Origin of the sequence: Candidatus Poriferisocius sp. (assembly GCF_965219815.1) — a bacterium.
Lineage (GTDB): Bacteria > Actinomycetota > Acidimicrobiia > Acidimicrobiales > Bin134 > Poriferisocius.
The window spans coordinates 2,129,463-2,154,507 of sequence record NZ_OZ244791.1 but is presented as its reverse complement, the minus strand read 5'-3'; the positions used below and the strand labels follow the sequence as shown (position 1 = coordinate 2,154,507).

Annotated in this window: 28 protein-coding genes, 3 pseudogenes and 1 other annotated feature; of the genes and pseudogenes, 8 read left to right on the top strand and 23 right to left on the bottom strand. The window is 64.1% G+C overall.

Annotated features, from left to right (window positions below; all coding sequences use genetic code 11):
• Positions 1 to 24: 24 nt before the first annotated feature.
• Positions 25 to 309: a transposase gene (locus ACOQPI_RS10345; RefSeq protein ID WP_420618060.1), complete on the bottom strand. Its 285-nt coding sequence runs from the start codon at positions 307 to 309 to the stop codon at positions 25 to 27.
• A gap of 47 nt (positions 310 to 356) precedes the next feature.
• Positions 357 to 461, bottom strand: a pseudogene (locus ACOQPI_RS10340) (DUF1156 domain-containing protein); the annotation flags it as partial.
• Between the two features lie 381 nt (positions 462 to 842).
• Between ACOQPI_RS10340 and ACOQPI_RS10335 the strand changes: the two are divergent.
• Positions 843 to 1,160 (top strand): hypothetical protein, encoded by a 318-nt coding sequence (locus tag ACOQPI_RS10335; protein WP_420619567.1) that lies wholly within the window; start codon positions 843 to 845, stop codon positions 1,158 to 1,160.
• Between the two features lie 103 nt (positions 1,161 to 1,263).
• Here the strand turns inward: ACOQPI_RS10335 and ACOQPI_RS10330 are convergent, their stop codons facing one another.
• From ACOQPI_RS10330 to ACOQPI_RS10320, 3 genes are read right to left on the bottom strand one after another with little or no spacing between them, the layout of a single operon-like run.
• Positions 1,264 to 1,608, bottom strand: a complete 345-nt coding sequence (locus tag ACOQPI_RS10330; RefSeq protein WP_420619566.1) for a hypothetical protein — start codon at positions 1,606 to 1,608, stop codon at positions 1,264 to 1,266.
• A gap of 2 nt (positions 1,609 to 1,610) precedes the next feature.
• Positions 1,611 to 3,056: a hypothetical protein gene (locus tag ACOQPI_RS10325; RefSeq protein WP_420619565.1), complete on the bottom strand. Its 1,446-nt coding sequence runs from the start codon at positions 3,054 to 3,056 to the stop codon at positions 1,611 to 1,613.
• Positions 3,044 to 3,682 (bottom strand): hypothetical protein, encoded by a 639-nt coding sequence (locus tag ACOQPI_RS10320; RefSeq protein ID WP_420619564.1) that lies wholly within the window; start codon positions 3,680 to 3,682, stop codon positions 3,044 to 3,046. The genes ACOQPI_RS10325 and ACOQPI_RS10320 overlap by 13 nt, the downstream gene beginning before the upstream one ends.
• Positions 3,683 to 3,939: 257 nt before the next feature.
• Between ACOQPI_RS10320 and ACOQPI_RS10315 the strand changes: the two genes are divergently transcribed.
• From ACOQPI_RS10315 to ACOQPI_RS10305, 3 genes and pseudogenes are all read left to right on the top strand, one after another.
• Positions 3,940 to 4,239: a transposase gene (locus tag ACOQPI_RS10315; RefSeq protein WP_420619563.1), complete on the top strand. Its 300-nt coding sequence runs from the start codon at positions 3,940 to 3,942 to the stop codon at positions 4,237 to 4,239.
• Positions 4,205 to 4,882: pseudogene (locus ACOQPI_RS10310) on the top strand (IS3 family transposase); the annotation flags it as partial. The gene ACOQPI_RS10315 and the pseudogene ACOQPI_RS10310, both read left to right, overlap by 35 nt.
• 67 nt (positions 4,883 to 4,949) lie before the next feature.
• Positions 4,950 to 5,159, top strand: a complete 210-nt coding sequence (locus tag ACOQPI_RS10305) for an IS3 family transposase (RefSeq protein WP_420621023.1) — start codon at positions 4,950 to 4,952, stop codon at positions 5,157 to 5,159.
• 30 nt (positions 5,160 to 5,189) lie between these two features.
• On the opposite strand, the gene ACOQPI_RS10300 is transcribed toward ACOQPI_RS10305, so the two are convergent.
• Positions 5,190 to 5,516, bottom strand: coding sequence for a transposase (locus ACOQPI_RS10300; protein ID WP_420619562.1), 327 nt, complete (start codon positions 5,514 to 5,516; stop codon positions 5,190 to 5,192).
• 29 nt (positions 5,517 to 5,545) lie between these two features.
• Here ACOQPI_RS10300 and ACOQPI_RS10295 point away from each other — a divergent pair.
• Positions 5,546 to 6,936: pseudogene (locus ACOQPI_RS10295) on the top strand (IS30 family transposase).
• Here ACOQPI_RS10295 and ACOQPI_RS10290 read toward each other — a convergent pair.
• The 3 genes from ACOQPI_RS10290 to ACOQPI_RS10280 all read right to left on the bottom strand — a co-directional run bounded on the left by ACOQPI_RS10290 (position 6,884) and on the right by ACOQPI_RS10280 (position 8,180).
• The gene (locus tag ACOQPI_RS10290; protein ID WP_420619561.1) at positions 6,884 to 7,543 is read right to left on the bottom strand and encodes an IS3 family transposase; all 660 of its coding nucleotides are present in this window, start codon (positions 7,541 to 7,543) and stop codon (positions 6,884 to 6,886) included. The pseudogene ACOQPI_RS10295 and the gene ACOQPI_RS10290 overlap by 53 nt on opposite strands.
• Positions 7,540 to 7,824: a transposase gene (locus tag ACOQPI_RS10285; protein WP_420618060.1), complete on the bottom strand. Its 285-nt coding sequence runs from the start codon at positions 7,822 to 7,824 to the stop codon at positions 7,540 to 7,542. Before ACOQPI_RS10285 ends, ACOQPI_RS10290 begins: the two co-directional genes overlap by 4 nt.
• A gap of 98 nt (positions 7,825 to 7,922) precedes the next feature.
• Positions 7,923 to 8,180 carry a transposase gene (locus ACOQPI_RS10280; protein ID WP_420619560.1) on the bottom strand — a complete coding sequence of 86 codons (258 nt, stop codon included), beginning with the start codon at positions 8,178 to 8,180 and terminating at the stop codon, positions 7,923 to 7,925.
• Here ACOQPI_RS10280 and ACOQPI_RS10275 point away from each other — a divergent pair.
• Positions 8,179 to 9,422 (top strand): IS3 family transposase gene (locus tag ACOQPI_RS10275; protein ID WP_420618439.1). Its coding sequence is split into 2 segments (ribosomal slippage): positions 8,179 to 8,473 and positions 8,473 to 9,422, totalling 1,245 coding nucleotides; the frame shifts between segments, so codons are not numbered across the junction. The genes ACOQPI_RS10280 and ACOQPI_RS10275 overlap by 2 nt on opposite strands.
• Positions 8,466 to 8,579 (top strand) — a sequence feature (AL1L pseudoknot). It overlaps the preceding gene by 114 nt.
• On the opposite strand, the gene ACOQPI_RS10270 is transcribed toward ACOQPI_RS10275, so the two are convergent.
• The 6 genes from ACOQPI_RS10270 to ACOQPI_RS10245 form a co-directional block, all read right to left on the bottom strand.
• A complete protein-coding gene (locus ACOQPI_RS10270) occupies positions 9,371 to 10,432 on the bottom strand; it encodes an ISL3 family transposase (protein ID WP_420619559.1) in 1,062 nt (353 codons plus the stop codon). The two genes, ACOQPI_RS10275 and ACOQPI_RS10270, sit on opposite strands and share 52 nt — an antisense overlap.
• A 277-nt stretch (positions 10,433 to 10,709) precedes the next feature.
• Entirely contained in the window at positions 10,710 to 11,327 is a 618-nt protein-coding gene (locus ACOQPI_RS10265) for an ImmA/IrrE family metallo-endopeptidase (RefSeq protein WP_420621022.1), read from the bottom strand.
• Between the two features lie 95 nt (positions 11,328 to 11,422).
• On the bottom strand, positions 11,423 to 12,388 hold the full coding sequence (locus ACOQPI_RS10260) for a hypothetical protein (RefSeq protein ID WP_420619558.1): 966 nt from the start codon (positions 12,386 to 12,388) through the stop codon (positions 11,423 to 11,425).
• The gene (locus ACOQPI_RS10255; protein WP_420619557.1) at positions 12,378 to 12,770 is read right to left on the bottom strand and encodes a type II toxin-antitoxin system death-on-curing family toxin; all 393 of its coding nucleotides are present in this window, start codon (positions 12,768 to 12,770) and stop codon (positions 12,378 to 12,380) included. Before ACOQPI_RS10255 ends, ACOQPI_RS10260 begins: the two co-directional genes overlap by 11 nt.
• A gap of 37 nt (positions 12,771 to 12,807) precedes the next feature.
• On the bottom strand, positions 12,808 to 13,023 hold the full coding sequence (locus ACOQPI_RS10250) for a ribbon-helix-helix protein, CopG family (RefSeq protein WP_420619556.1): 216 nt from the start codon (positions 13,021 to 13,023) through the stop codon (positions 12,808 to 12,810).
• A gap of 101 nt (positions 13,024 to 13,124) precedes the next feature.
• Positions 13,125 to 16,661, bottom strand: coding sequence for a helicase-related protein (locus ACOQPI_RS10245; protein WP_420619555.1), 3,537 nt, complete (start codon positions 16,659 to 16,661; stop codon positions 13,125 to 13,127).
• A 23-nt stretch (positions 16,662 to 16,684) separates the two neighbouring features.
• Between ACOQPI_RS10245 and ACOQPI_RS10240 the strand changes: the two genes are divergently transcribed.
• Complete coding sequence (locus tag ACOQPI_RS10240) at positions 16,685 to 17,590, top strand: SDR family NAD(P)-dependent oxidoreductase (RefSeq protein ID WP_420619554.1); 906 nt, start codon at positions 16,685 to 16,687, stop codon at positions 17,588 to 17,590.
• Between the two features lie 27 nt (positions 17,591 to 17,617).
• On the opposite strand, the gene ACOQPI_RS10235 is transcribed toward ACOQPI_RS10240, so the two are convergent.
• Positions 17,618 to 18,196 (bottom strand): TrmH family RNA methyltransferase, encoded by a 579-nt coding sequence (locus ACOQPI_RS10235; RefSeq protein ID WP_420619553.1) that lies wholly within the window; start codon positions 18,194 to 18,196, stop codon positions 17,618 to 17,620.
• Positions 18,197 to 18,271: 75 nt separating this feature from the next.
• Between ACOQPI_RS10235 and ACOQPI_RS10230 the strand changes: the two genes are divergently transcribed.
• Complete coding sequence (locus ACOQPI_RS10230) at positions 18,272 to 19,537, top strand: branched-chain amino acid ABC transporter substrate-binding protein (protein ID WP_420619552.1); 1,266 nt, start codon at positions 18,272 to 18,274, stop codon at positions 19,535 to 19,537.
• Between the two features lie 17 nt (positions 19,538 to 19,554).
• Here the strand turns inward: ACOQPI_RS10230 and ACOQPI_RS10225 are convergent, their stop codons facing one another.
• The 7 genes from ACOQPI_RS10225 to ACOQPI_RS10195 form a co-directional block, all read right to left on the bottom strand.
• Entirely contained in the window at positions 19,555 to 20,490 is a 936-nt protein-coding gene (locus ACOQPI_RS10225) for an acyl-CoA dehydrogenase family protein (protein ID WP_420619551.1), read from the bottom strand.
• Between the two features lie 55 nt (positions 20,491 to 20,545).
• Positions 20,546 to 21,739, bottom strand: a complete 1,194-nt coding sequence (locus tag ACOQPI_RS10220; protein ID WP_420619550.1) for an acyl-CoA dehydrogenase family protein — start codon at positions 21,737 to 21,739, stop codon at positions 20,546 to 20,548.
• A 21-nt stretch (positions 21,740 to 21,760) separates the two neighbouring features.
• Positions 21,761 to 22,279: a hypothetical protein gene (locus ACOQPI_RS10215; protein WP_420619549.1), complete on the bottom strand. Its 519-nt coding sequence runs from the start codon at positions 22,277 to 22,279 to the stop codon at positions 21,761 to 21,763.
• A 43-nt stretch (positions 22,280 to 22,322) separates the two neighbouring features.
• The gene (locus ACOQPI_RS10210; RefSeq protein ID WP_420619548.1) at positions 22,323 to 22,730 is read right to left on the bottom strand and encodes a PaaI family thioesterase; all 408 of its coding nucleotides are present in this window, start codon (positions 22,728 to 22,730) and stop codon (positions 22,323 to 22,325) included.
• A complete protein-coding gene (locus tag ACOQPI_RS10205) occupies positions 22,727 to 23,176 on the bottom strand; it encodes an SRPBCC family protein (protein WP_420619547.1) in 450 nt (149 codons plus the stop codon). Before ACOQPI_RS10205 ends, ACOQPI_RS10210 begins: the two co-directional genes overlap by 4 nt.
• A 12-nt stretch (positions 23,177 to 23,188) precedes the next feature.
• A complete protein-coding gene (locus ACOQPI_RS10200; protein ID WP_420619546.1) occupies positions 23,189 to 23,998 on the bottom strand; it encodes an ABC transporter ATP-binding protein in 810 nt (269 codons plus the stop codon).
• A 66-nt stretch (positions 23,999 to 24,064) separates the two neighbouring features.
• Complete coding sequence (locus ACOQPI_RS10195; protein WP_420619545.1) at positions 24,065 to 25,045, bottom strand: acyl-CoA dehydrogenase family protein; 981 nt, start codon at positions 25,043 to 25,045, stop codon at positions 24,065 to 24,067.

The window sequence follows — 25,045 nt, the reverse complement described above, 5'->3', positions numbered from 1 at the left end:
TTTGGGCCGCGATGAACCCTGCGGTCACCGCGTCGCCTCGTTGACCCAAAGGACCACGGATCGTTTGAGCACATCACGCTCCATCTCCAGCTCGGCGACCCGGCGGCGCAGCCGGGCCAGCTCGGCCCGCTCGTCGCCGCTCAGCCCGCCCGAGCGCTCGTCTCGGTCCCGGCGCACCCAATTCCCGAGCGTGCCCTCGTTGACGCCGAGCTCCCGGGCGACGTGGGCCACCGGCCGGCCGGTCTCCTTGACGATCCGGACAGCCCCATCACGGAACTCCCGGTCATAATCTCTTCGCGGTCTGGACATAGCTCCTCCTTATAGAGCATGTCTCCACGAAAAGGGGGGAACCTCAAAGGATGCCCATGCCGAATCGACTTCTCCCGCGCAGCCTCCGCATTAATCGCCGCCAAAGGCAACGCCACTTCAATCAGCTTCGGCCGATAGCCCCCCTCACTCACAACGAGCCACGCTACCCGAAGCCCCCGACTCCGCCTCACACCCTCCCTCACAACCGCCAAGCACCAGCACCTCCGGGCGTTTCATGCATTGGATCCAATCTTTGGTAGTCGCGTTCATACGCTATAATATGCTATATCAATGTATTTAGATTTCTCTCGGCTGGAGTTCGCCGACAGCGCTCGCCGGCATGGAATCGCCGAACACGATGCCCGCCATGCATGTCGGAACGCGATCCGCATCTTCCATCGGGACGGTATCTTGATGCTCATTGGCGCCGATTACGGCGGTCGCATGCTGGAAGTGGGAATAACGACAAGGGGAGAAGACCCTAGAATCGTTCACGCGATGCCAGCACGAGCCCACTTTCTGAGGTGAATGACATGCCCCGATCCCTTCGAGAACTCATCACCGATGCCGAGGCAAGCGGCAACTGGGATGCTGTCGCGGATTGGTGCGAGACCTTCGACTGGTCAGAGGCCGAAGAAGTTCCAGTCGCCGAGTTCTATCTCCGGTGCGCGGCTGCCGCCCACCCCAGGAACGAATCGCAGATCACCGAAGCCGTGTCAAACGCCAGAGCCGACGGAACTCCTTGGCCCCGCATCGCCCAAATCCTCGGAATCACCGCCCAGGCCGCCCAACAGCACTACGCACCTCTGATCGACACCCGGAGCCTTCCCACCAGCAGCCACCCCAAATGACCTTGCCCCCTATCCGTGAAGAGGTCGCCTAGACACGTCAATGGGCCGACTCTCCTCTAATGCGCAATACGAGACAACCTCGCATTCAAGGATCTGTCGGCCCTCAAACGGGGCGGACCTCGTTGGCGAGCACGAGTAGGCAGTCATGTTCCGTCAGCTTTCGGCGCAACGCCGACAGATTCTTCAAGATTCGCTGCTTGGCTTCAACGGGATTGTCGGCCTCAACTGCTACGAGGGCCACGCCGGCTTGTTGGGCTGTATCCCGCAAGTCCGCTTGTTGGAGTGAGTCGCGGCCCCAGAGAATCACGCCGCGACATCCTTTCTCCTCTGATGCGCGGACGAGGTCGGCGTCTGACACATCAGAGCCGTCCCATCGCTGGAACTCCACCTCCGCTGGGGCTTCAAGAGAGAGGCTCTGCGGCAGAACTGCGTCGTAGAGCAGCCGCACGGTCAGGCGGCGCTCAAGAGTTGCATGCCGACTGACACCGTGTCCTCGAACGATTTGCCCTCCAACTCGGGATAGGCCTTCTCGATGACTTCGCGCCGACAACGGGTGTCGACGCTCGCCAAGGCCTTAGCACTGATTCGGTGCCCGTCAAGGTGGTATGTCCCGTTGAGGACTGTCGGGTGCAGTTTAGTGTTGTCGCTGGCTTGGAGCAGACCGAGGGTGGTGCCACCACCAAAGTCGAAGGGTCGGAATACCTCGTCGATGTCGGTGATGTGAAGGCCCATAACTCTTTGACCGCTCTCCACATCGTCCCATCCGTCGCCCTTGTTCACCAGCACCTTCCCCGTAGATGTGGCGCCGAGACGAACCGCCTTGGCATCGCCTGCAAACCGAGCTAGAGAGCCGATGACCTTGCTCGAGACTCTTCGATTCGACTCTGAGTTCAAGTAGACCCAGGTTCGGACGGCAACCACATCTCGAAACGTCCAGAGCAGCACTCTGGCCTGGCGTGGGCGCAAGATGCCTTTCGTGCCCAGGCGGTTGAGCCAGGACGGTTTGGTCCCGGCCAAGAAAGCCGCTTCCTTGGTGGGGTAGACCCCTGCTGTGAATACATCGGGAGCCCAGACGGCATGCTCAACCTCCGACCCGACCGCAGCAAGATCAAGCCGGTGGGGTCCGGACAATACACCGTTGATCTGGCGGAGCAGCCTGTCGGTCTCCCGACCTTCTGTCGGCATGGGCTCGACGAGTATCTGGCGCTCGGGGAAACCCGGGTATCTGCTCAGCACCCGGCTTCTGGTAGGCGGCTGACATACAAGCACCGTCTGGGTGCCAAACCAATGTGGGACCTCCGCCCCAGGTGACAGGCGGCGTACCGACGCCCCTGCTTTGTCGAGGTGGACGGCGAAGCGAAGGACATCGTCGGCCGGGAAGCCCCCGTCCAGCACGGCCACCGGGGTCTGCGGGAAGGACGAGGATTCGGTGCGGACGCCGGGCCAACACTGCGAATACAAGAGCTGTTCGTCTTCTGTGCCTGGCACTGTGCTGGGATCCATCCGTATCCGGCCATAGGGATCATCGGCCACCGCCTCGGCGACTCGCCGGCGAACCGGGGCGTCGACTGCCGGATTCCCGCACAGCATGGCCGCGGCAAGCCTCAGATCGCGATCGTCTTGGTCCAACGCGATCTCTGCCATCTCAGCGGCGGCCTCGTAGAAGTCGAAGGAAACGGCGAGGTTCGCCGCGAACTGCAACCGTTCAGGGTCTCTCCTCAACAGCGGGAGCACCTTGCCGAATACCTGCGGCAGGCAGGCAGCCTGCTCGGCGGTGAGGTGCTCAACCAGATCGGACATCGTGGTCGACATTGACCGCGAGCGGGAATCGGTGTTGCCCAAAATGTGGAGCACCGCGCTGTACAGGGCGGGCGAGGGCTGCTCTATGGTCGCCATTCTACTCCTCCCAGGGCGGCATACGGGATGTCTTGGTCGATCCGCTCGTCGGGCACATCGCCTGGCGACCACTGCACATGGCGAGCGGGCACTGCATCCAATCCGCGGGGTTCACGCACCTCCACACCAGCAGCCTTCAAATCGACTACTGGAAATACGAACACAAGGTAGGGAGGTTCGCTGCCGCTGAGCTTCAGACGTGCTCTCAGGCCGCGACCGCTCAATCCTGCAATGCTGGCCGCTGGCACCAGCCAGGAGTGGGGTGCTGGCACGATGTCGTCTGTCGAGATGTCGTTGAGGGCAGCAGCCGCTGGATCTCCCTGAAATCTCAGCCAGTGCAGATAGTTCCTCGGGGTCAAAAAAGCGGCACGGCGTTCCGCCCGCAAGTTGTGCAACCAGAATGCTTCGACCGAGACACACCGGGCGTAGTCGCAGGTGGGCTGCTGCATCGGGAGAGCCGATATGACCTGCCGCCTCAGCGTCTCAAGATCATCGAAGACGAGCGACGCCTGGGAGGTGGCCAACGCCTGAAGGCCAGCCGCCCGGCTGCGAGCGGACCTGGGCAGCCCCGAATCGCTAGACACGATCCTGATGAGCTCACGCGCCAGCGTCACCTCGTCCAACACGCCGCCAGTATCGCAGAGGGTCCTAGCAAGGTGAGAATGAGTAGGGCCCTCGTCCCCACTCCCAAAGGCAGACAGCGGCAATAAGGCAGGCTCCCGTAGGAAAACAGATCACTGCTGGGCTAGAGGGGACCCGACCACCTCTTCGTACTTCCTTGGGTCGCTTAGATGACGTACGAGCTTGTCAATCCACGCTTTGGTATACCCATACCCGTTTGAGTATCCCCCCTTTGGCCGGTCACCTCGATTAGGGGGTAACTATGTCTTTGATGGAAAGGGGCAGGCCGCCGGGCAGGACCAGGCGGCGTTTCAGCAAGGAGTTCAAGGCTGACGCTGTGGCGTTGGTGTTGGACGGCGACCGGCCGGTGGCCCATGTGGCGCGCGATCTGGGGATCGGCGAGTCCAATTTGGGCAATTGGGTGCGCCAGGCCCGCATCGACCGGGGCGACAGGCCGGGTCTGGCGACTGGGGAGCGCTCGGAGCTGGTGCGGTTGCGCCGGGAGAACTCGAAGCTGCGGATGGAGTGTGAGCTGCCATGCGAGCGACGGCCTTCTGGGTGAAGGAGTTGGGAGAGTGACCCGCTATTTGTGGGTGGCTGCCCGGAGGGCCGAGGGGTTCCCGACGAAACCAGCGTGCGATGCGGCCGGTGTGAGCCGCCAGGCGTTCTACGACTGGTCCGTGCGCCAAAAGGCGGGCCCGAGCCCGAGGGAGCTGGCCGACGCCGAGCTGGTGGGCGCTATACGCGCCGTCCACGCCGAGTCGGGCGGCGCCTACGGGTCGCCCGGGGTCACCGCACAGCTGCGCCGGCAGGGCCGCAGGGCCAACCGCAAGCGCGTCGAGAGGCTCATGCGACGCAACGGCATCTGCGGCATCCACAAGCGGCGCAAGCCCCGCCTCAAGGGCTCAGGCCCCTCCGGATCGGCGCCCGAGGACCTGGTGCGCCGGCGGTTCCGCCCCGGCCGGCCGGATCGGGTGTGGGCCAGCGACATCACCTATGTCCCCACCGGACAGGGCTGGCTGCACCTCGCCGTCGTGCTCGACGTCGGCTCGCGGAGGCTCATCGGCTACTCCATGGCCGACCACGCCCGCTCAGAGCTCGTCGTCGACGCCCTGGACACCGCCGCCGCGTCCAGAGGCCACCGCACCGCCGGGGTGATATTCCACTCCGACCGCGGCCCGCAATACCTCTCGGGGCAACACGCCTCCGCGCTGGCCCGCCACCAGATGCGCCAATCCGCCGGGCGAGTCGGGAACTGCTGGGACTGTGAGCATGATATGGGGGTCGTTCTTCGCATCCCTCAAACGCGAGCTCGTCACACAAACCCGCTTCGCGACCCGCAACCAGGCCCGCCGCGAGATCTTCGCCTGGATCGGCCGCTACAACACCCGCAGAATCCACTCCACCCTCGACTACCACACCCCCACAGAATGGGAGGACCACCACCGACAACCACTAGAACAAGCCGCACAAACCAAGTGACCGGACAACGGGGGGAACTGAGCTTCCCCCCTAATCGTGGAGAGTTTGTTTTTGAGGGTCGGGGTTGTGGGCCTGTTCGTATTCTACGGGGCTGGTCATTCCGATTGCGGAGTGGAGGCGGTGCTGGTTGTACCAGGTGTGGACCCATAGGGTGATTTCTCGTCGGGCCCGGGCTCTGGTGGTCCAGGCCCGGCGTGAGATGAGTTCGTGGGTGAGCGTGGAGAAGAACGACTCGGCCGGCGCGTTGTCCAGCGCGTTGCCGGTTCTTCCGGTGGACCGTGAGATGCCGAGCCGCCGGCAGGCGGCGGCGAAGGCTTCTGAGGTGTATTGGCCGGATTCAATCGGTCGTCGCAACACCTTGACGATGGAGGTGTTTGATGGTGACGATGGTGGAGCGGCAGCGGGAGGTTCGGCTGTATCGGGGCAGGTTCCGTCGCCGGGGCGGCCGACGGTGGCGTGGCGGCGGGATCGGGTGAGGTTTTGGGAGGCTGTCGCCGGTGGGGAAAAGACTGGCGACGCGGCGGCTTCGGCCGGGGTGTCGGCGCCGGTCGGGTACCGGTGGTTCCGGCACGCTGGCGGTGTGAACCCTTTCCTTCCCCCGGCGGTGTCGGGCCGCTATCTGTCGTTTGCCGAGCGAGAGGAGATCGCCTTGTGGCGTGCTCAGGGCGCCGGGGTGCGTGAGATAGCCCGGAGGCTCGGCCGGTCTGCGTCGACGGTCTCGCGGGAGTTGCGCCGGAACGCGTCGACGAGGACGTTTCGGCTCGAGTACAAAGCGACGATCGCCCAGTGGCATGCCGAGCGCCGCGCCCGTCGCCCCAAGCCTGCGAAGCTGGCTGTCAACGACCGGCTCCGATGCTATGTGCAGGACCGCCTCTCGGGGCGCGTCCAGGCGCCCGATGGGCGGGTGCTGGGCCCCGAGGGCCCTCAGTGGAACGGCAAGAACAAGCCCCACCGCGGCGACCGGCGCTGGGTGCAGGCCTGGAGCCCCGAGCAGATCGCACGGCGCCTGCCGGTCGACTTCCCCCATGATGGGTCCATGCGGATCAGCCACGAAGCCATCTATCAGGCTCTCTACGTCGAGGGCCGCGGCGCCCTCAAACGCGACCTGGTCGCGTGCCTGCGGACCGGGCGCGCCCTGCGGGTCCCCCGAGCCCGAGTGGGGCGCCGGGCCTGGGACCACGTCACCGACGACGTGTTGATCAGCGAACGCCCCGCCGAGGCCGCCGACCGGGCAGTCCCCGGACACTGGGAAGGCGACCTGGTGATCGGCCTCAAGCGCTCCGCCATCGGCACCCTCGTCGAGCGCACCACCCGGTTCACGATGCTGATCCACCTGCCACGAGAGCCCGGCTACGGCAAACAGCCCAGAACCAAGAACGGGCCGGCCCTCGCCGGCTACGGAGCGGTCACCATGAAGAACGCACTGTCACGCTCGATGTCCACCCTCCCCGAACAGATCCAACGCTCTTTGACCTGGGACCGGGGCAAGGAGCTCTCCGCCCACGCCGAGTTCACCGCCGCCACCGACATCCCCGTCTACTTCGCCGACCCGAAGAGCCCCTGGCAGCGCGGAACCAACGAGAACACCAACGGCCTGCTGCGCCAATACTTCCCCAAGGGCACCGACCTCTCGCGATGGTCAGCAGAAGAGATCGAAGCAGTCGCCGCCACGCTCAACAACAGACCCCGCAAAGTACTCGGCTGGAAAACACCCGCCGAAACCCTCAACGAACACCTACACTGCGCTCAACAACCCGGTGTTGCGACGACCGATTGAATCCGGCTTGCGATCCCTTGTCCGAGTGGAAGATGACGCCTTTGACGTTGCCGCCTCTGGTGGCGACCGCGGTGTTGATGGCCTGTTTGGCCAGCTCGGCGGTCGGGTACCGGTCGGAGGTGGCGAAGCCGACCATGCGCCTGGAGTAGAGGTCCTCGACGGTCGCGAGGAACACCGGGCCCTCGGCGGTGGGAACCTGTTTGAAGTCGCCGCACCATTTCTGGTTGACCCCTGTCGCGCTGAAGTCGCGGCCCAGAAGGTCTGTGGGGGCCGCATGGGAGCTGTCGGGGCTGGTGAGGCCCTTTTTGCGTTTGGGGCGGGCGCACAGGCCCTGGCGGGCCATCGAGGCCTCCACCGTCTTCTTCGACACCGACAGGCCATCGCGTCGCAGCCGGGCGCGCACCCTGGGCGACCCGTAGGTGCCGTCCGATTCGTCGAACGCCTTTTTCACCTCGGCGTCCAGCGCCCGGCGACGCCGCTGCCGATCGGTCAGCGGCCGGTCGAGGTGCTTGTAGAACGTGGATTCCGCCACGCCCAGCGCTCTGCAAGCCACAGAGTGAGGCACACCGTGGTCGGTCCTTTGGGCCGCGATGAACCCTGCGGTCACCGCGTCGCCTCGTTGACCCAAAGGACCACGGATCGTTTGAGCACATCACGCTCCATCTCCAGCTCGGCGACCCGGCGGCGCAGCCGGGCCAGCTCGGCCCGCTCGTCGCCGCTCAGCCCGCCCGAGCGCTCGTCTCGGTCCCGGCGCACCCAATTCCCGAGCGTGCCCTCGTTGACGCCGAGCTCCCGGGCGACGTGGGCCACCGGCCGGCCGGTCTCCTTGACGATCCGGACAGCCCCATCACGGAACTCCCGGTCATAATCTCTTCGCGGTCTGGACATAGCTCCTCCTTATAGAGCATGTCTCCACGAAAAGGGGGGAACCTCAGAACCTCACTGCGCGAAAGTGTGGGTTTGGGGTTGCTGGTGTCGGTGTGGGGTCATGTTATCAGTAGGCCTCTGGCTTGGAAGTTGGCGGGGTTGGTGAAGCCGTGGGCGGTGCGTCTTAGGACTTGGAGGAGGTTGTTGGTCCCCTCGATGCGGCCGTTTGAGGGCTGGCCGGTGTGGTGCCAGTCGAGGATCTCGTCGGACCATTCGATGATGGCGTTCACGGTGTCGTGGAACTCGGGGATCTCTCCGGTGAGGTTGAACCTCCCCGGGTATTGCGCAGGCTCTGTTCCTTGGGAGGATGGAGCCATGACAGTGCGAAGGGGGCCGGGGAGGTACCCGGTGGAGTTCCGCGAGCGTGCGGTGCGTATGGTCTTTGAGGCCGAGCGTCGGGGCGGTTCGCAGTGGGAGGCGATTTTGTCGGTCGCCGAGAAGCTGGGGCCCACGGCGGAGACGGTGCGCCGCTGGGTGCGCCGCTGGGAGGTCGACGAGGGCCGGCGGCCGGGTCTTTCGACCGATGAGCGCGAGCGGCTCAAGGAGCTGGAGCGGGAGAACTGGGAGTTGCGCCGGGCGAACGAGATCTTGAAATCGGCGTCGGCTTTTTTCGCGGCGGAGCTCGACCGCCCGCGCAGGTGATGGTGAACTTCGTCGACGCCCATCGGGAGCGTTTCGGGGTCGAGCCGATCTGCAGGGCTTTGCAGTTCGCCCCGTCGACGTATTGGTCGGCGAAGCGGCGGGCGCCGTCGGCCAGGGCCAGGCGCGACGATGAGCTCAAGGTCGAGATCGCCCGGATCCACGCCGAGAACTTCGGGGTCTACGGGGCGCCGAAGGTGTGGGCGCAGCTCAACCGCGAGGGCCATCGGGTGGCGCGCTGCACTGTCGAGCGGCTCATGCGCGACCTGGAACTTGCCGGCGCGGTACGGGGCCGCCCGCGGCGCACGACAGTCGCCGACGACACCGCGGCGCGGCCCCGGGACCTCGTCGAGCGCCGGTTCAGCGCCACCGCCCCGAACCGGCTGTGGGTCGCGGACTTGACCTATGTGCGGACCTGGTCGGGGTTCGTCTACGCGTCGTTCGTCACCGACGCCTACAGCCGGCGCATCGTCGGCTGGCACGCATCGCGCTCTTTGCGCTCAGATTTGGCGCTGCACGCCCTCGAGCAAGCCATCTGGGAGCGCAACCGCGTCGGCGCCGATCTCGGCGGCCTGGTCCACCACTCCGACCGCGGCACCCAATACCTTTCCATCCGCTACACCGAGCGGCTCGCCGAAAACGACATCGTCGCCTCCGTCGGATCGCGCGGCGACTCATACGACAACGCCCTGGCCGAAACGATCATCGGCCTCTACAAGACCGAGCTAGTCCGCAACAAAGGCCCCTGGCGCGGCCTCGACGACCTCGAGCTCGCCACCCTGGAATGGGTCGACTGGTTCAACTGCCGCCGCCTGCACCACAGCATCGGCCGCATCCCGCCGGCCGAGCACGAGGCCAACCACTATCGTCAACAAAACCCAGGCCGCCAGGCCGACACACAAACAAAACAGCCTGCATAAAACCCGGGGAGGTTCAGGTAGAGGTCGCCGAGCCGGTTGAGGGCTTCGAGGGCTTGGTCGTGGTCTTGGGCTTCGTAGATGCCCCGGAGCTGTTGAAGCGCCTGCCAGGCGGTGCGGAGGCGGGGGTGGGCTTCGAAGAGGCCGTCGAGGCGGTCCTGGTCTGCTGTGGTGAGGGCGTCTTGTCGGCGCAGCAGCATGAACCGGGCTTTGAACACCTCGGGATCGAACGCCGGTTTGCCTCCCTGGCGCTGTCGGCGCTGGACGTCGCGGCGCACCGCGACAAGCCCCGAGGAGAACCATCTGATGACGTGGAACCGGTCCAGGACATGGCGGGCGTGGCCCAAGCGGGCGTCGATGGCCGCTTTGTAGGCGGGGGACCCGTCGGTGACCACGACTTTGACCTGTTTGCACCATTTGTGCCCCTGCTGCGCCAAAAACCCTGCCAGGGCGGCTGTGCTGCGGTGCGGGACCATCGCCAGGGTCTGGCCGGTGTCCGCGTTGACGATCACGGTCACGTAGCGGTGGCGCTTGCGGATCGAGGTCTCATCGACCAAAAGCACCCGGCACCGCAGGCTTCTTCGCCGCTCGGCGACCACCCCGGCCCATGCCCGCACCAAGTCGTTGACCTGATGCCAGCCGACGCCGTGGCGGCGGGCCACCTGTCGGATCGGCATGGCCCTGGCATCAGCGACCAGCCGGCGGGCCAGACGGGCCGTCAGGCGGCCCTCGAACGCCGGGTGGCCCTCCACAAACCGCCTGTCGCATCCACCGCACACCAGCCTGCGCCTCTTCCACAACAGCGTCACCGCCCGGCCCGACACCTCCAGGTCGCGGACCTCTTTGACCCGCACATCATGGACCCCCGAGCACGCGGCCCCGCAGCCCGGGCACCGGGGCCGGCGCACCGCCGACTCCACCTCCACAACCAACTCCAACGGCGTGTCCGAAACCACCGCCAGCACGCGAACCCGGCGCAAGTGCAACCGCACCCGCATAACATCTGAACTCATCGGGGCCCTCTGGGATAGGCGACATGAACATCACCAACTCCAGCAGGGCCTCGACCCCAACTCAGGGACCCTCAACCACCCCCAACCCCACAATCACGCGAAGGCTCGATTTTTTCGGTTCAGATTTGCTGCGCCCTTTCCGTGCCCGGGTACCTCGAAACAGGGCGGCCTGACGGCCCGATACTACATGGGTGGAAGTTGCTCCAACTCCTCCTTTTGCCCCGTCAGCATGCCGACTGCTGCACGGTTCTGAGGCCAGCTCAGGAGTTGGCGGCAACTAGATGAGGACCGCGAGGGCGATAGCCGAACCATGACGCACAGACACCTGGGCCGGAACCCTCTTCTCAGTTCCACTAATCCTAAGGGGCAACTCTATGTCGACATCTCCACTCATATCATGAGAATTCAAGATGGCAGAAGTGTGATCTGAAGAACGAATTCTACCTTCAAAGCCGTTTGGCAGACCTGCTGCCCATTGAAAGTGCCAATTGCTCTCATGGCGATTCCAACACAATAGGGTGCTCTGCCACCCTGATATCTTCTTCATCCGCACACAAGACGCAGCTAACGATGTATTTGACCTACCAGCGATAACCCGCAGTGTGTGAAGGGTACGGGGCCGATCGTGGATAGTCTCCTTGACCCACCAGGCAGGTAATAACAACGCCCCAGCAAAATCTTCGCAAAATCTCTCTTCCACATCTTTGCCAATAATATGCCTTGCTGCCACGAACTCAGAATTCGGTGCCATCAACAAGAGATGTCCCAATTCATGAGCTATCGTAAAACGACGTCTCTTTGGTGAGATATCTGACCGCACTAGAATACTTGTAGAACCTTCGTACCTTTCCAAGCGTCCATCTTCGAGCAGAGGTCGGTCGCTGATACTATCCACACCAAGTTTACATGCCAGCCTCTCCACATCAATCGGAGGGTCTCCGAGACCAAATTCTTTGGACACCCTAGCTGCAAGCTTCTCAGCAAGAGTATTCACAATCCGAGTGTCTCCTTCAGCCGCTTCCAATCAGCTGGACTGTTTAGCAAAAGCCTTCGCACTCCATCTGAAACTTTCAGTCGTTCCGCACGCTGAAGTAATCTCTCCGAATGTTCGTCAGACCATTCATACTCCTCCTTGGCAGACACTAGGGCGCTTATCTCCTGCATCGACAGAGTTCTGGTAAAAGTTGTGAAGAATCCTGGTACATCGACTCCTAGTGCTATGCCGATCATAAGCAGTTGATTGTGCGCCATCGTTGCAACCAGTAGTGGACTTGATAGGTAATGATCAAGATAGGCGGGTTCCAGACCAAGCTGAGCTGTTATTTCATTCTGGCCTTCTCCGCTCAATGTAACCCATTTCTCGCGAAGTTCCTCTTGCAGAGCAGAGTAAAGAATGGTGGCGTTACGTCTCCTGGTGGGGCCGTGATCGATTTGGGACTTGTTCCGATTAATGAAGGCTCTGATCACTTGATCCAACTCGTCAGGTTGATCATATTTTTGACAATCAATAAGTGGGTTACCCTCGATCTGTCGACTAATCGAATCCCCCTGAGGTACCAAGTACAAGATTGGCAGACCACGTTGAGTTGCCATTTCGATTTCTTGTCCAGTTCCAGCACTTCCTCCTTGTAGTGACAATACAATCAAAGCATCTGCTTCCGCTAGGACCAAAAGTGTGTTCTTTCGGAATATCTGCCAAGAACTTGCGTTGCTAATCCAAGGGGCACTCAGAACTGCTGGGGCATGGGTTCGGTATTTTAGTGGCCCGCCATCGAAATGCGGATCTTGAACTATATTAACTATTTTGTCTACCTCAAAACCCACAAGTCTGCGTTCTTCATCCGAATCATTGGCACGAGTTAGCGGTGAAGCGATATAGATTAGTGGCAACTCTAGATCCGCCGTACCCCGAGGGTTTTCACCACTTTCCCATGGAAGGGTCATTTCACCCTTCATGGCTAACTTCCGGTTCCACTAGTCGCTGCTCGATCCAGTCGATTAGCTCTTCTCGGCTAACTGAGCCTGCGGCAACCCCCTCAATGACCTTTACTGTCTCATTCCTATCTGGCCCATCATCTGGCGGTGCCACCCACTCATATCCGTTTCTCCTTGCAAATTCAATAAGACACAGATACCCAACGCGTTTGTTGCCATCGACTAGTGGATGACCTTTGATTAGCTGAAAGGCCATCGCCGCCGCCTTCTCGGCAAAGCTCGGATAGTATTCGAATCCTTCAATTCCTGCGGTTGGAGCTGAGAGAGCATGCTCGGCCCTGTGCAATCCAGGTAGACGCGCCAGTGCCTCGACCTCTGTCCCCGTGACCGATTCTGCGATCAACAGGAAATCTTCAAGGCCGAGGCACTGAACGGTCATATCACTGAGCCAACCTCTCAAGAACGACGCGCTCCTCCTCCATCATCCGCTGGAGTCGGGCCTGAAATTCAGGGTCTTGGCGACGTCTCTCAATGAGCTCAGAAATCGCTGAGCGGATGACCTCCGATGCGGAGACACCATCGACGCGTGCGACGGCATCTAGCTCGGCTGCCTGCTCAGCACTCTGGCGTACAGTGGTTGTGCGTGTCTCTGCCATGAGCTGGTCCCCTCCTTTGGGATGTCTTTACCGTATCACGCATACTGACTCTTGTAGCAAGTATTCATGCCATCACGAATGCACCATTGGTACTCCGCGCATTAACTCGGAGAGCCAGATACGGCCAAGAGATCGGCGACGTTGAGGGCTAGGCCGGTTTGGGCGAAGTGGGGGGTGTAGTCGGTGAAGGGGTCTATGAGGTAGTGGGCTGTTGGGAGCTCGGTGGGGTCGTCGGGGACGGAGACGATGGCTAGACGCCAGCGGTCGGGGAGGGATTTGGCTTTGCTGATCTGTTGGGCGCTGATGTGGATTTCGGTGGTGCGGGGGAGATGGCCTTTGACTTCGATGAAGTAGTGGGTGCCGGTATCGGGGTCGACGGAGAGCACGTCGTAGCCGGGGTTGCTGTGAGACTGGGCCTCGGGGATGCGGCCGAGGGTCCGCTCGGCTTCGAGGACGGCGGCAACAGCTCGGCGGTCGGTCTCCATCTTGTCGGCGGTGTCTTTGGGGTCGGGCGGCATGCCTCGGAGATGGTCGATGAGGCCTTGGGGGACGATGATGGCCGCACCGACGACGGTGGGCGGGCTGTTGTGGAGGTCGCTCTCCTGGTCTAGATCCAATCGGCGGCGAACCAGCCTGGCCGCTAGATCCTCGGCCCGAGCCCTCGCACGGCCCGAATTGAGTCGGGGTTTCTGGCCCGCGAGCTCCTGGGCTTTCAGCTCTTCAGCACGCAAATCCCAGTAGCGGACCTCGGCTTCGAGGCGTTCTCTCACCGCCGCTCGGACTTTGTCGACACGAGCTTCGGTCACCCGGTTGATCTCCTCGAAGTGGGGTTGGGAGAGATGCTCTATGGCCCAGCTCTTCGCGGTCTCTTCGGCGGTGTGATCGGCCCAGTCCAAGTCGAGATGGCCGTCGAGCAGCGCCCGATCTTCCTCACCCAGTGGGGCGTAACCGATGTAGGGCTCGTTTCCGGCGCTTTTGGCATTGCCTTGGTGGTCGATCTCTACGTACTGGAATCGCCTCGACACCACTTGGCGGTGGCCGTGGACCTCTCGCCCGTCGGTGACGGAATGATCGAGGTATACCAGCAGCCGGGGATTGGTTGACCGGTCTTCGGGGTCAACCAGGGTGGCACCCCGCGACAGCGTGCGCTCGTGATCGGCCAGCACCTTGTTGATGACCGCGGTGAGCAGCGGGGTGCCCGGTGAAATCAGCTCGGCTCGGTCGCCTCCGTCGATCTGGATACAGGCCTTGTCGAAGGTCACCCGCTCGTATCGGTCGTGTACCGGGCCGAGTGCTGCGTCGGCAAGAGAGCGGATCGCCGCCGGAATCCGCGTTATCTCGAACCGGCCCTGCTCTCGGCCCACGATGCGCCCTCCGTATCGGCGAAGAGCCTCGGAGAAGAATGCGTGGACGAACCACGGTTGCAGCTTGCGGGCCCGGGCTCGCTCCATGTCTTCGCGGATCTTGTCGTTGGCCGCGGGATCAGCAAGGTCGCCGACCAGGGCCCGCTGTTTCAACACATCCACCAGATGGTGCCCGTAGTCGCTTTCGATCACTTCATTCATGTATTCGAGATGGGCAGGATCGTCATCAGCGGTAATGGCCTTGAGCAGCAGTTCTTGGAGGGAAGTGTTGATGTGCGAGTCGCCGAGCACGTCGTACACCTGGTCGCCATAGACGCCCCGTTGTTGCTCGATCTTTTCGAACAGTCGGGTGAACACCACCCCTTCCCTGGTCTCGTGGGCGATCAAGTTCCACATGCGGCAGGGTCGCTGCTGACCGATGCGGTGGATGCGGCCGAACCGCTGCTCGATTCGGTTCGGGTTCCACGGCAGGTCGTAATTGACCATCATGTTGGCCACTTGGAGGTTGACACCCTCACCAGCGGCGTCGGTGGCCACCAGCACCCGCACCGCGGGGTCGACACGGAATCGGTCTTGGATGGCTCGGCGGTCATGGCGCTTGATTCCTCCGTGGATGACAGCCACCGCCTCAGGATTGCCCAGTTCAGCGGCGATCCGATCGGCCACATAATCAAGCGTGTCCTTGTGCTCAGAGAACACGATCAACTTCCGAGGACCCGATGGCGCGCTGCCTTCATCGGAGCCTTCACCATTTCCAGCTCGGAATTGATCGGATCGCAGGAGGCCTCGCAGTTGTATCCACTTGGTGTCTTCGCCGCTGCTTCGTACGGCCTCGGCTAGTTTGACGAGTTCCTCTAGCTCAACCACCTCGGCTTCGAGTTCTTCGGCGGTGGAGGAAGCAGTGGTTGCGTCGATCACATGGTCTTCAAGCTCTTCTAGCTCCACATCATCGAAGTTGTCGAAGTCGAAATCCACAAGATCGGCAAATCGCACTCCCCTGGGCAGGTCCGCTACCGACACAGGTTTGCCGCCAGCACTCAGGCGGCGGAGTTCGGCAGCCTGATTGGTTAGCCGATCTCGACGGCGGCGCAGAGAGTGGTAGATGGCAGCCGGTGACGACGCAAGGCGTCGCTGGAGCGCGGCGAGGGCGAATCCGAAGATGATCCCTCGTCGCCGATCCCCCTCCTCTTGCATTCGGTTAGCACGGTCCATGCCATTGCGCACGTAGTCGGTGACCGCTTCGTACAGCTCGGCCTCGGGCTCAGACAGCTCGAAGTTGACGCTCTCGGCAGTCCGTTCGGGAAATAGGCGACGACCCTCGAACGTACACAGGTTCTCCTTCACAAGTCGGCGCATCACGTCATCGGTTTCGGGCATCTGGTCGTCGCGCAGCCGTCCGGCGAACCGCTCAGGGTCGATGAGGGTCATGAAGGCAAGAAAATCCTCGTTCTTGCCGTTGTGGGGAGTGGCCGACAGCAGCAGGAAGTGGCGAGTTTGATCCCTTAGAACCTCCCCCAGCTCGAACCGCTTGGTCTTGCGCAGTTCATCGCCGTAGAGGTGAGCAGACATCTTGTGGGCCTCGTCAACGATCACCAGGTCCCAATCGGCCAGCTTGAGCTTCTCGATGAGGTCTTCGGCCCGTGACAGCTGGTCGACCCTGGCCACCAAGAGGTTCTTCTCCAGAAACGGATTGCCGGTGCGCGACGCCTCGACCGCTGAGCGCGACATCAGCTCGAAACTGAGGCCGAACTTGTCCCACATCTCATCCTGCCATTGCTCCACCAAGCTGCCGGGGGCGACGATCAAACAGCGGGCCACATCGCCTCGCAGCATCAGCTCGCGGATCAACAGCCCCGACATGATGGTTTTGCCGGCACCTGGGTCGTCGGCCAGCAGGAACTTGAGCGGACGTTGCTCCAGGAACCGGTTGTAGACGGCGTCGATCTGGTGGGGGTAGGGCTCGATGTTGGAGGTGTCCACCGCGGCATAGGGATCGGCCAAGTGCGCCGACTTCATGCGGCGAGCCTCAGAGGCCAGGCGAAATGCGGCACCGTCGGCGTCGAAGCTCCACCTTTGCTGGGACACCTCCTGGATGGTGGCCAGGTCGTCCAGCGTGATGATCCGCTCTCCGAGCCCTCCAGTGGCCGACCGATAGGTCAAGGTCGCCGACCCGGTGCCGTGCACGTCGAGCGCAACCACAGTCACGTCACCGTCAGCCACCACCCCCGAGAGCCGTTTTCCGGCAGTTAGGTCGTCGAACCCCAGGGCAGCCATCCAGGCCACGCTACCCTGCGGCTATGAGCAAGAGGCTTGATGGAAAAGCGGCGATGGTTACGGGGGCGGGGAATGGGATTGGGCGGGCTATTGCGCTCTTGTTGGCGGAGCATGGGGCGCAGGTGGTGGTGAACGATCTGGGGACTGATGAACTGGGTGACGGGGCGGATGCTTCCCATGCGGCCCAGACGGTGGCTGATATTGAGGCGGCGGGGGGCACGGCGGTGGCCAACCACTCAGACGTGGCTTCCTTTGATGGGGCTGGGGCGGTGGTGCAGCAGACGGTGGACGCTTACGGGCGCATCGACATCGCGGTGAACTGCGCAGGGGCGGCTATCGAGGGGTCGATCTATGAGATGGCGCCGGAGCTGTACCACAAGACCATTGCCTTGCAGATGTCCCAGAAGTGGTACATCGCCCGCCACGCGGTGCCGTTGATGGTGGCCCAGGGTTGGGGCCGGGTGGTGAACACCACTTCGCACGGGGCACTGGGTGATCTGGGCCAGCCGGCGTTCGCCGCGGCCATGGGCGGGGTGATCTCCATGACCAAGGCGCTGGCCACCGAGACGGCGGGCACCGGTGTCACCGTGAACTGCCTGGCCCCGGGAGCGGCCACTCGGCTGCACGCCAAGTCGCACGACGACTTCAAGGCCTGGCACGAGCAGGGGATCATCGACGACGAGATGTGGCAGAGCTACCTCACCACTCCCCCGCCCGAATACGTGGCCCCTGCGGTTGTGTGGCTTTGTACCGATGCGGCCGACTACATAAGCGGCCACGTGGTCCACGCCGCGGGCGGCCAGGTAGCGGTGTTCAACGAGCTGCGAGAGGAGCGGGCCATCTACCGGGGCGACCACGCCGAGGTGGACCCGTGGACCCTGGACGAACTCGACCACCTGTTCCCCCGCAACCTGCTGCCCCGGCCCTGAGCGGCCAGGCTCGCCATCGGCGGGCGCTCAAAGGGCGTGCTGGCACACCCAGCGGTGCATGGCGATGCCTGAGGCCACCCCGGCGTTGATGGAGCGGGTGGAGCCGAACTGGGTGATGGCCAGAACCGCCTCACACACCTCCACTGCCTCGGGCGACAGACCAGGGCCTTCCTGGCCGAAGAGCAGCACACAGCGCTCGGGCAGCGAGTAGCCCTCGATGGGCTCGGTGCCGGGGCCGTTGTCGATGCCCAAGATCGGCAGCTCGGCCTCAGCGGCCCAGGCGACCAGGTCGTCCAGCTCGGGATGGTGCAGCACGTGGAGGTAGCGGTCGGTGACCATGGCCCCCCGACGGTTCCAGCGCCGCTTACCCACGACGTGTACCGCAGCGGCGCCGAAGGCGTTGGCGTTGCGCACCACGGTGCCGATGTTGAGGTCGTGCTGCCAGTTCTCCACTGCGACGTGGAACCCGTGGCGGCGGGCATCCAGATCGGCCACGATGGCCTCATGGCGCCAGAAGCGGTAGGCGTCCACCACATTGCGGGTGTCGCCAGCCTCCACCAGTTCGGGATCGAGGTGGGGTGGGAGGCGCTCAACCCAGCGCGGCAACGCCTACACCCCAGGACCTGCCGACACTCATTGGATGACGGTAGCAATCCGTTGACAATCGACTAGAAACTGCCCATGGTCAACCGACTTGTTCCCGCTGCGATATCGATACTGCTGGCCGCGCTGCTGTTAGCCGCGTGCAGCGATGCCGACACCCCCGCCATCGGCGACGGCACCCTCGGCACGGTCACCGTGGGCCGGGGCGACTCCGTCCAAATCCGCTCGATCAGCTCCTTCGAGGACATGGGCGCCGGCGCCCGCGACTACATCAACATCGTGGAGATGGCCATCGATGACTACGGGCCGATCCATGGCGAATTCACCGTCGGGCTCGGCGAGGGCATCCACGACGGGTGCTCAGCCGATGAAGGTCAAAGAGTTGCCGAGGCCGCGTTGGCCGATGACGGCGTGGTGGGGGTGATCGGCACATCCTGCTCGTCGACCGCCACCACCGCGGTGCCGTTGATCACCGCAGAGGGGCTGGTGGTGATCTCCATGTCGAACAGCTCGCCGGCCCTCACCTCTGACCTGGCCGGCACGCCGGCCGAGCACTATCAGCCGGGGTACTACCGCACGTCTCACAACGACCTTTACCAGGGTGAGGCGGTGTCCTCCTTCCTGCACGACACGCTCGGGGCGCAAAGCGCGGCGATTGTCCACGAGGGCGACGCCTATACCCGAGGGCTGGCCCAGGCATTCCGCTCCTCGTTCGAGCGCAGCGGCGGCACCGTAACCGACTTCGTGGAGGTCAACTCGGACGCGTCTGACCTGGCCGAGATGCTGACCCGTCTAGCCGCCGGCAATCCCGATGCGCTGTACTTCCCGCTCACCCAAGACACGGCGGCCGAGTTCATCGAGGCCTTGAGACGCAATGGAGACTTCGAGGACACGGTGCTGGCGTCGGGCGACGGCGTTCTGCACGACGCATTCTTGGCCTTGGACTCCTCACGGGGGGTGTTCGTCTCCGGTCCCGACCTCGACTTCGGCGGCAATGCCAACCAGGCCACCGGCGTGGACGCCGACCAAGCAGCCGAACGGTTCTCAATCAAAACGGGGTCGCCGCCCCACCGGGCCTTCTGGGCTCACGCCTACGACGCCACAACGCTGCTGCTCGATGCCGTCACCGCCGCATCTCGCATTGAAGGCCGCGAACTGGTAATCGATAGGGCGGGAATCCGCCAGTACCTCAACCAGGTTGCCGACTACCAGGGACTCATCGGCGACATCAACTGCGATGCGTACGGGGATTGCGGTTCAGGGAGGATATCCATCATCGAGCACCTGAACCCCGACGACACCCTTGCCTCCCGGGACAACGTGGTCTTTCGGTTTTCCCCGTAGTCCCCCGCCGCAGACCTTTAGACCATCGCGGCGATCCGCTCGGCGTGCTCGTCGAGCGATCCGAAACAGGGGGTGAGCGCCCAAGCCCGCTTGAGGTAGAGGTGGGCGTCGATCTCCCATGTGAAGCCCATGCCGCCGTGGACCTGCACGCAGTCTTTGCCGTTGTGGTCGGCGGCCTCAGCGGCCAGGATGCGGGCGCCTGACACCGCCCGGTCCTCGTCGGCAAGTTCGGGAGCGTCGAGCACGCAACTGGCGTAGTACAGGGCGGCTCGGGCTACTTCTTCGCGGCTGTACATGTCGGCGCACATGTGCTTGATGGCCTGGAACTGGCCGATGGGCTTGCCGAACTGCTGGCGCTCTTGCGCATAGGCCACGGCTAGCTCTCGAGCGCCCGTTGCCAGCCCCACTTGGAGGGCCGAGCTCAAGAACACCGCCCGGTTGGCCCAGCCGTAGCAGCCGTCAACCTCTTCACCCTGGGGCAGTTCGGCCACCCGGCCCACCGGGGTCAGCGGGTCCACCGACTGGGCCGGCTCCACCGACAGCTCGGCGGCGTCCACCCGCCACACGCCCTCCCGGTCAATCACCAACAGGGCATCGAGCACATCGGGGTACTCCACCAACGCGGGCCCGTCGGTGCGCTCGATGAAGCCGACCACCGCGTCGTCTGTCACCCCCGAGGCCAACAGCGTGCCCACCAGCGGTCCGGGCACCAGGGCTCGGCCCAGTTGCTCGAACACCAGCCCGGCCTCGGCCCAGCCCAGCCCCACCCCGCCTTCTTCCTCGGGCACCACCAGCGAGAACACGCCGGTGTCGGCCAACTCACCCCAGAGTCGGCGATCCACCCCGCCGCAGTCGGCCAATCCCCGCACGGTGTCGATGTCGAAGCGTCCCTGGCACAAGTCCCGGATGCCGTCGCACAGGGCAACTTGGTCATCGGTTAGCTCGAAGTCCATTCCTACTGCTCCTTGGACTGGTCCTGAGAGTGCTCTATTGGCCGGAAGTCCATGCCTACCGCTCCTTGGGCAAGCCCAGGATGCGCTCGCCGATGATGTTCTTTTGGATCTGGGAGGTTCCCGCCGCGATCGACAGGCTGAGCACGTACAAACGGCTGGCCACCATGTCGCCGCCGGTCTGCTCGTCGCCAACGTCGTGCGCAAGCACGAGGGCGTCCCGCTCGAGCATGCGATGGGCCAAGTCGGCCATCCGCTTTTTGACCTCCGCGTAGTAGAGCTTGAACACCGAACCACCGGGGCCGGGCATCCCCGTGCGCTGGGCCTGCGAAACAACCCGCTTGGTGAGCGCCCACAGGGCGTCGTATTCGGCCTGGAGATGGCCGATCTCCCGGCGAATCTCGTCGTCACCCCAGGCGGTGGAACCATTGCGCGGAACGCTGCGGGCCAATTCGGCCATCTCGGCAAGCTGGTTCATCGTGCCCAGCAGCTCGCTGATGAAGGCGGTGCCGCGCTCGAAGCTGAAGGTGACCATGGCCACCCGCCAGCCGTCGTTCTCGTCTCCCACCCGGTTCTCCACCGGGATGCGGACCTCGTCGAAGAACACCTCGCAGAACTCGCTGGACCCGGCCACGGTGGTAATGGGCCGCACCTCGATGCCGGGCAGGTCCATGGGGCAGATCAGCCAGGTGATGCCCCGGTGCTTGGGCGCCTCGGGGTCGGTGCGCACCAATAGCTCGCAGTAGTCGGCCACATGGCCGAACGAGGTCCAGATCTTCTGGCCGGTAACCACGTAGTGGTCGCCGTCGCGGATGGCCCGGGTGGACAGCGAGGCCAGGTCGGACCCGGCGTTGGGCTCAGAGAACCCCTGGCACCACACCTCCTCGCCCTTCAACATGGCGGGCAAGTGGCGGGCCTGCTGCTCGGCAGTGGCCTCCAGTATGAGGGTGGGGCCGGCGTGGAGCTGGGCGACGAAGTTCATCCCCACGTACGGCGCGCCCATCCTGGTGGTCTCCTCCAGAAAGATCAGGTGCTCAGTGGGAGTGGAGCCCCGGCCGCCGAACTCCGACGGCCAGTTGATGCCCGCGTATCCGGCGTCGTAGAGCTTGCGCTGCCAGCCCATGTCCCATTCCCGGCGAGCGGTCCAATCGTCGCGGTCGGGAGGATCGCCCAGCGTCGGCAGCACCTCGCCGAGCCAGTCGCGCAGCTCGTCGCGGAACGCGATCTCTTCTGCGGAGAATCGAATATCCATCGGCTGCGATGGTATCCAGCTTCAGAGAAGTGGCAAGAGTCGGTCCATCAGCGAGTCGATCTCTTGGGCGCAGGCGATGAAGATGTCTTCATCAAAGCCGCCGGGGTCCACCACCTCCTCGCCGTAGGGCACCGGGGCATCGGCCAGGTTGAGGGCGGCTACCCGCTGGGCTAACGGCTCGGGGCCGGACGGCAACTCGTCGACGAGGCGCTTGATGGTGGCGGTGCGGGCCGCGGCTTCGGGGTGGACTCGGCGCACATAGTCCACGTGCTCGGGGGCGAAGGCCACGATGAGATCGGCGCCTCGGGCGTCGGCAGCGGTCAGCTGGTGGCTTCGGTGGCTGCCGTCGGCCAGTCCCAGCGACTCCAGCGCCCGCCGGGTTCGCCCGCTCATGGGCAGGCCCTCGATGCTGTGGGTGCCGGCGCCCACAAATCGCACGGCGTCGGTGCGGGCCCGTCCGATGACGGTGGCCATCACGGATCGGGCGGCGTTGCCGGTACACAGCATCACCACCACCGGCCGGGCGTCTGACTCGGTCATGGGCCAGCGGACATGGAACGGACGAACAGGGCGCCTGACTCGGTCATGGCCCCTCGGCAGCAGGGCGGACGAACAGGGCCTCGGCCTCGGCGGTGAGCACACCCCCGGCATGGCACTGGCCCGCGGCGGTGACCCGCCGGCTGCGGACGCCGGTCAACCGGCCGGTGAGAACCAGTTCGGAGTTGAGCGGGGTGAGGGCCCGATAGCGCACGGTGAGCCGGCCGGTGAATGCTCCCCGTTGCCCGGTCAGGCGGTAGGGCAGCACCCCCAGCAGGTTGTCGAACATGGCGGCCAGGTAGCCGCCGTGGACGGCGCCGGGCGGCCCCTGATAATCCTCGCCCAAGCACACCACCGCGGTCACGGTGGGGTGGCCGAGATCGTCGACGTCGTATCGCACGTCCAGCGCGGGAGGCAGCAAGTTGGGCGCAGCCAGCCGTCCCGATTCGCTCACGCCGATTGGGCTCGGCTCTGAGCCTCCTCAGCGATGCCGGCAGCCATTTTCGCTACCGCCGACGCCATGAAATTTCGCAGAATCCCGCCGGTCAGAGGAATGACGACGTCGAACCAGGAATCCCAGTGAAGCTCGCAGCTATCGCCCCCATCGTCGCCCACCAGAATCATCTCGGAGCGGTAGTTTCGTATCGGCAGCGGCGCGCTCAGCAACCGATAGACCATGCGATGGGGCGGCTCGAAAACGGTGACCTCCTCACGAGTGCTCACCGGGCCGGTGCGGAATGCCCGGACCGCCCCCACGCCGTTGGGCTCGGGTGATCCCTCGATTTCCAGGTCGACCCGGGAAGCGGGTGTCCATCGGGCGTAGAGCTCGTGGCTGGTCATAACCTCCCAAGCGATCTCCCGAGGGGCCGCGATCGGAGTGGAGGAAGAGAAAGTCTGCATAGCTGGCTACTGCTAACCCAGGTACGCGTCGCGCACGGCCGAGTTGTTGCGGACCTCCTCGGGCGAGCCCTCGCCGATTACCAGGCCCAGGTTCAGCACGGTGATCAGGTCGCACTGAGCCATCACGAAGGCCACGTCGTGCTCCACCAGCAGCACCGAGCATTGGTCCTCAGACCGGATGGTCTGGATGATCTGGCCGAGATGTTCAGCCTCCTCGTGCTCAATACCGGAGGTGGGCTCGTCCAGCAACAGCAGTTTGGGACGGGACACGATGGCTCGACCCAGCTCCACCATGCGGGCTCGGGCGATGGGCAGCTCCCCCGCCGGCGTGTCTTTGATGTCGGTCAGGCCGCACAATTCCAGCACTTGGTCTACCCGCTCACGCCGCTTCGCCTCGATGCGGCGGCGGGCGGGAAGAGCAATCAGGTCGGCGGTGATTCCGCCCCCACCCCCTTCCCATTCCAGGGCCGACAGCACGTTGTCGGCCACCGACAGCCATCCGAAAGGCTGCTGACGCTGGAAGGTCCGGCGGATACCCCGACGGGCCCGCCAAGTAGCCGGACGGCCGGTCAGCTCCTCGCCCTCCAAGCGGATGGAGCCGGCGGCCGGGGTGTTCACACCCGTGATGCTGTCGAACAGGGTGGTCTTGCCCGCGCCGTTGGGACCGATAAGGCCCCTGACCTGGCCGGACGGCACCGACATAGACACGTTGTCCACCGCCACCACGCCACCGAAGCGAACCGTGACCCCTTCCACGGCCAAGAGAGGCCGGCCCGACTCGGCGGGGCGATCGGCCACCGCAGTGGCCCCCTCAGTGCTCATCTCCGCCACGCTACTCCAGAGCGGGTGGATCCAACCGATAGTGCCTCAACAGGGATGGCGCTCAATTCAGATGCCCAGGGCGGCGGTGATTCGGTTGCGGTGCCAGGCGGCGTCGCCCCAAGCGGCCGACAGGGCCCAGCCCCGCTTCATCCACAGATGCAGGTCGTATTCGAATGTGTAGCCGATGGCGCCGTGGCACTGGAGGGCGGTGCGGGCGGCCAAGTCCACCGCCTCAGAGGCCAAAGCCTTGGCCAGCGACACATCCCGGCTGCGGTCGGGGTCGCCGGCGGCGATGCACCAGGCGGCATGGCGGGCCGTAGGGCGGGCGAACTCGATCTTGAGGGCGGCGTTGGCCAGGTGGTGCTTGACCGCCTGGTAGCTGCCCACCGGCTTGCCGAACTGATAGCGCTGAGCCACGTACTCCACGGTGGCGTCCAGCAAGTGCTGGGCTACGCCCACGCACTGGGCGGCAGCGGCCCCGGCGGCCCGGTCGAAGGCCAGCCCAGGATCGGCATCCAGCACCACCTCATCGCCGACAACCTCGAACAGGCGACGGGACCAGTCCACCGACTGATGCTCCACCAGCGACGCTCCTGCTACCGGAACGGCCCGAACCTGGTCGCCGATGAGCAGCACCAAATCGCTGGTCCCCGCCCCCACCGCATAACCCCCATCGGAGCCTGCGCCCAAGGTGGCCTCCCCTGCTACGGCCTGCTCCAACCAGGCTTCGGCAATGGCGCCGCCCGCCTCGGCCAGGGTGGGAATGCCCACTGCGGTGTGCTCCAGCAGGGGCTCGGGCAATGCAGCCCGTCCGGCCTCCTCCAGAAGCAGCACCAGGTCGGTCTCGTCCATCCCCAATCCGCCCGCCGACTCAGGGGCGGTCATGCCCACCACGCCCATCTCGGCCAGCGCGCCCCACAGGCCGTCGGTTCGGCCGGTGTCGTTCTCCCAAGCCGATCTCACCACCTCCGGCGGACATTCGTTGGCCAGGAGATCGCGCACCGCCTCTTGGAACATGATCTGGTCGTCGCTGAACGAGAAATCCAC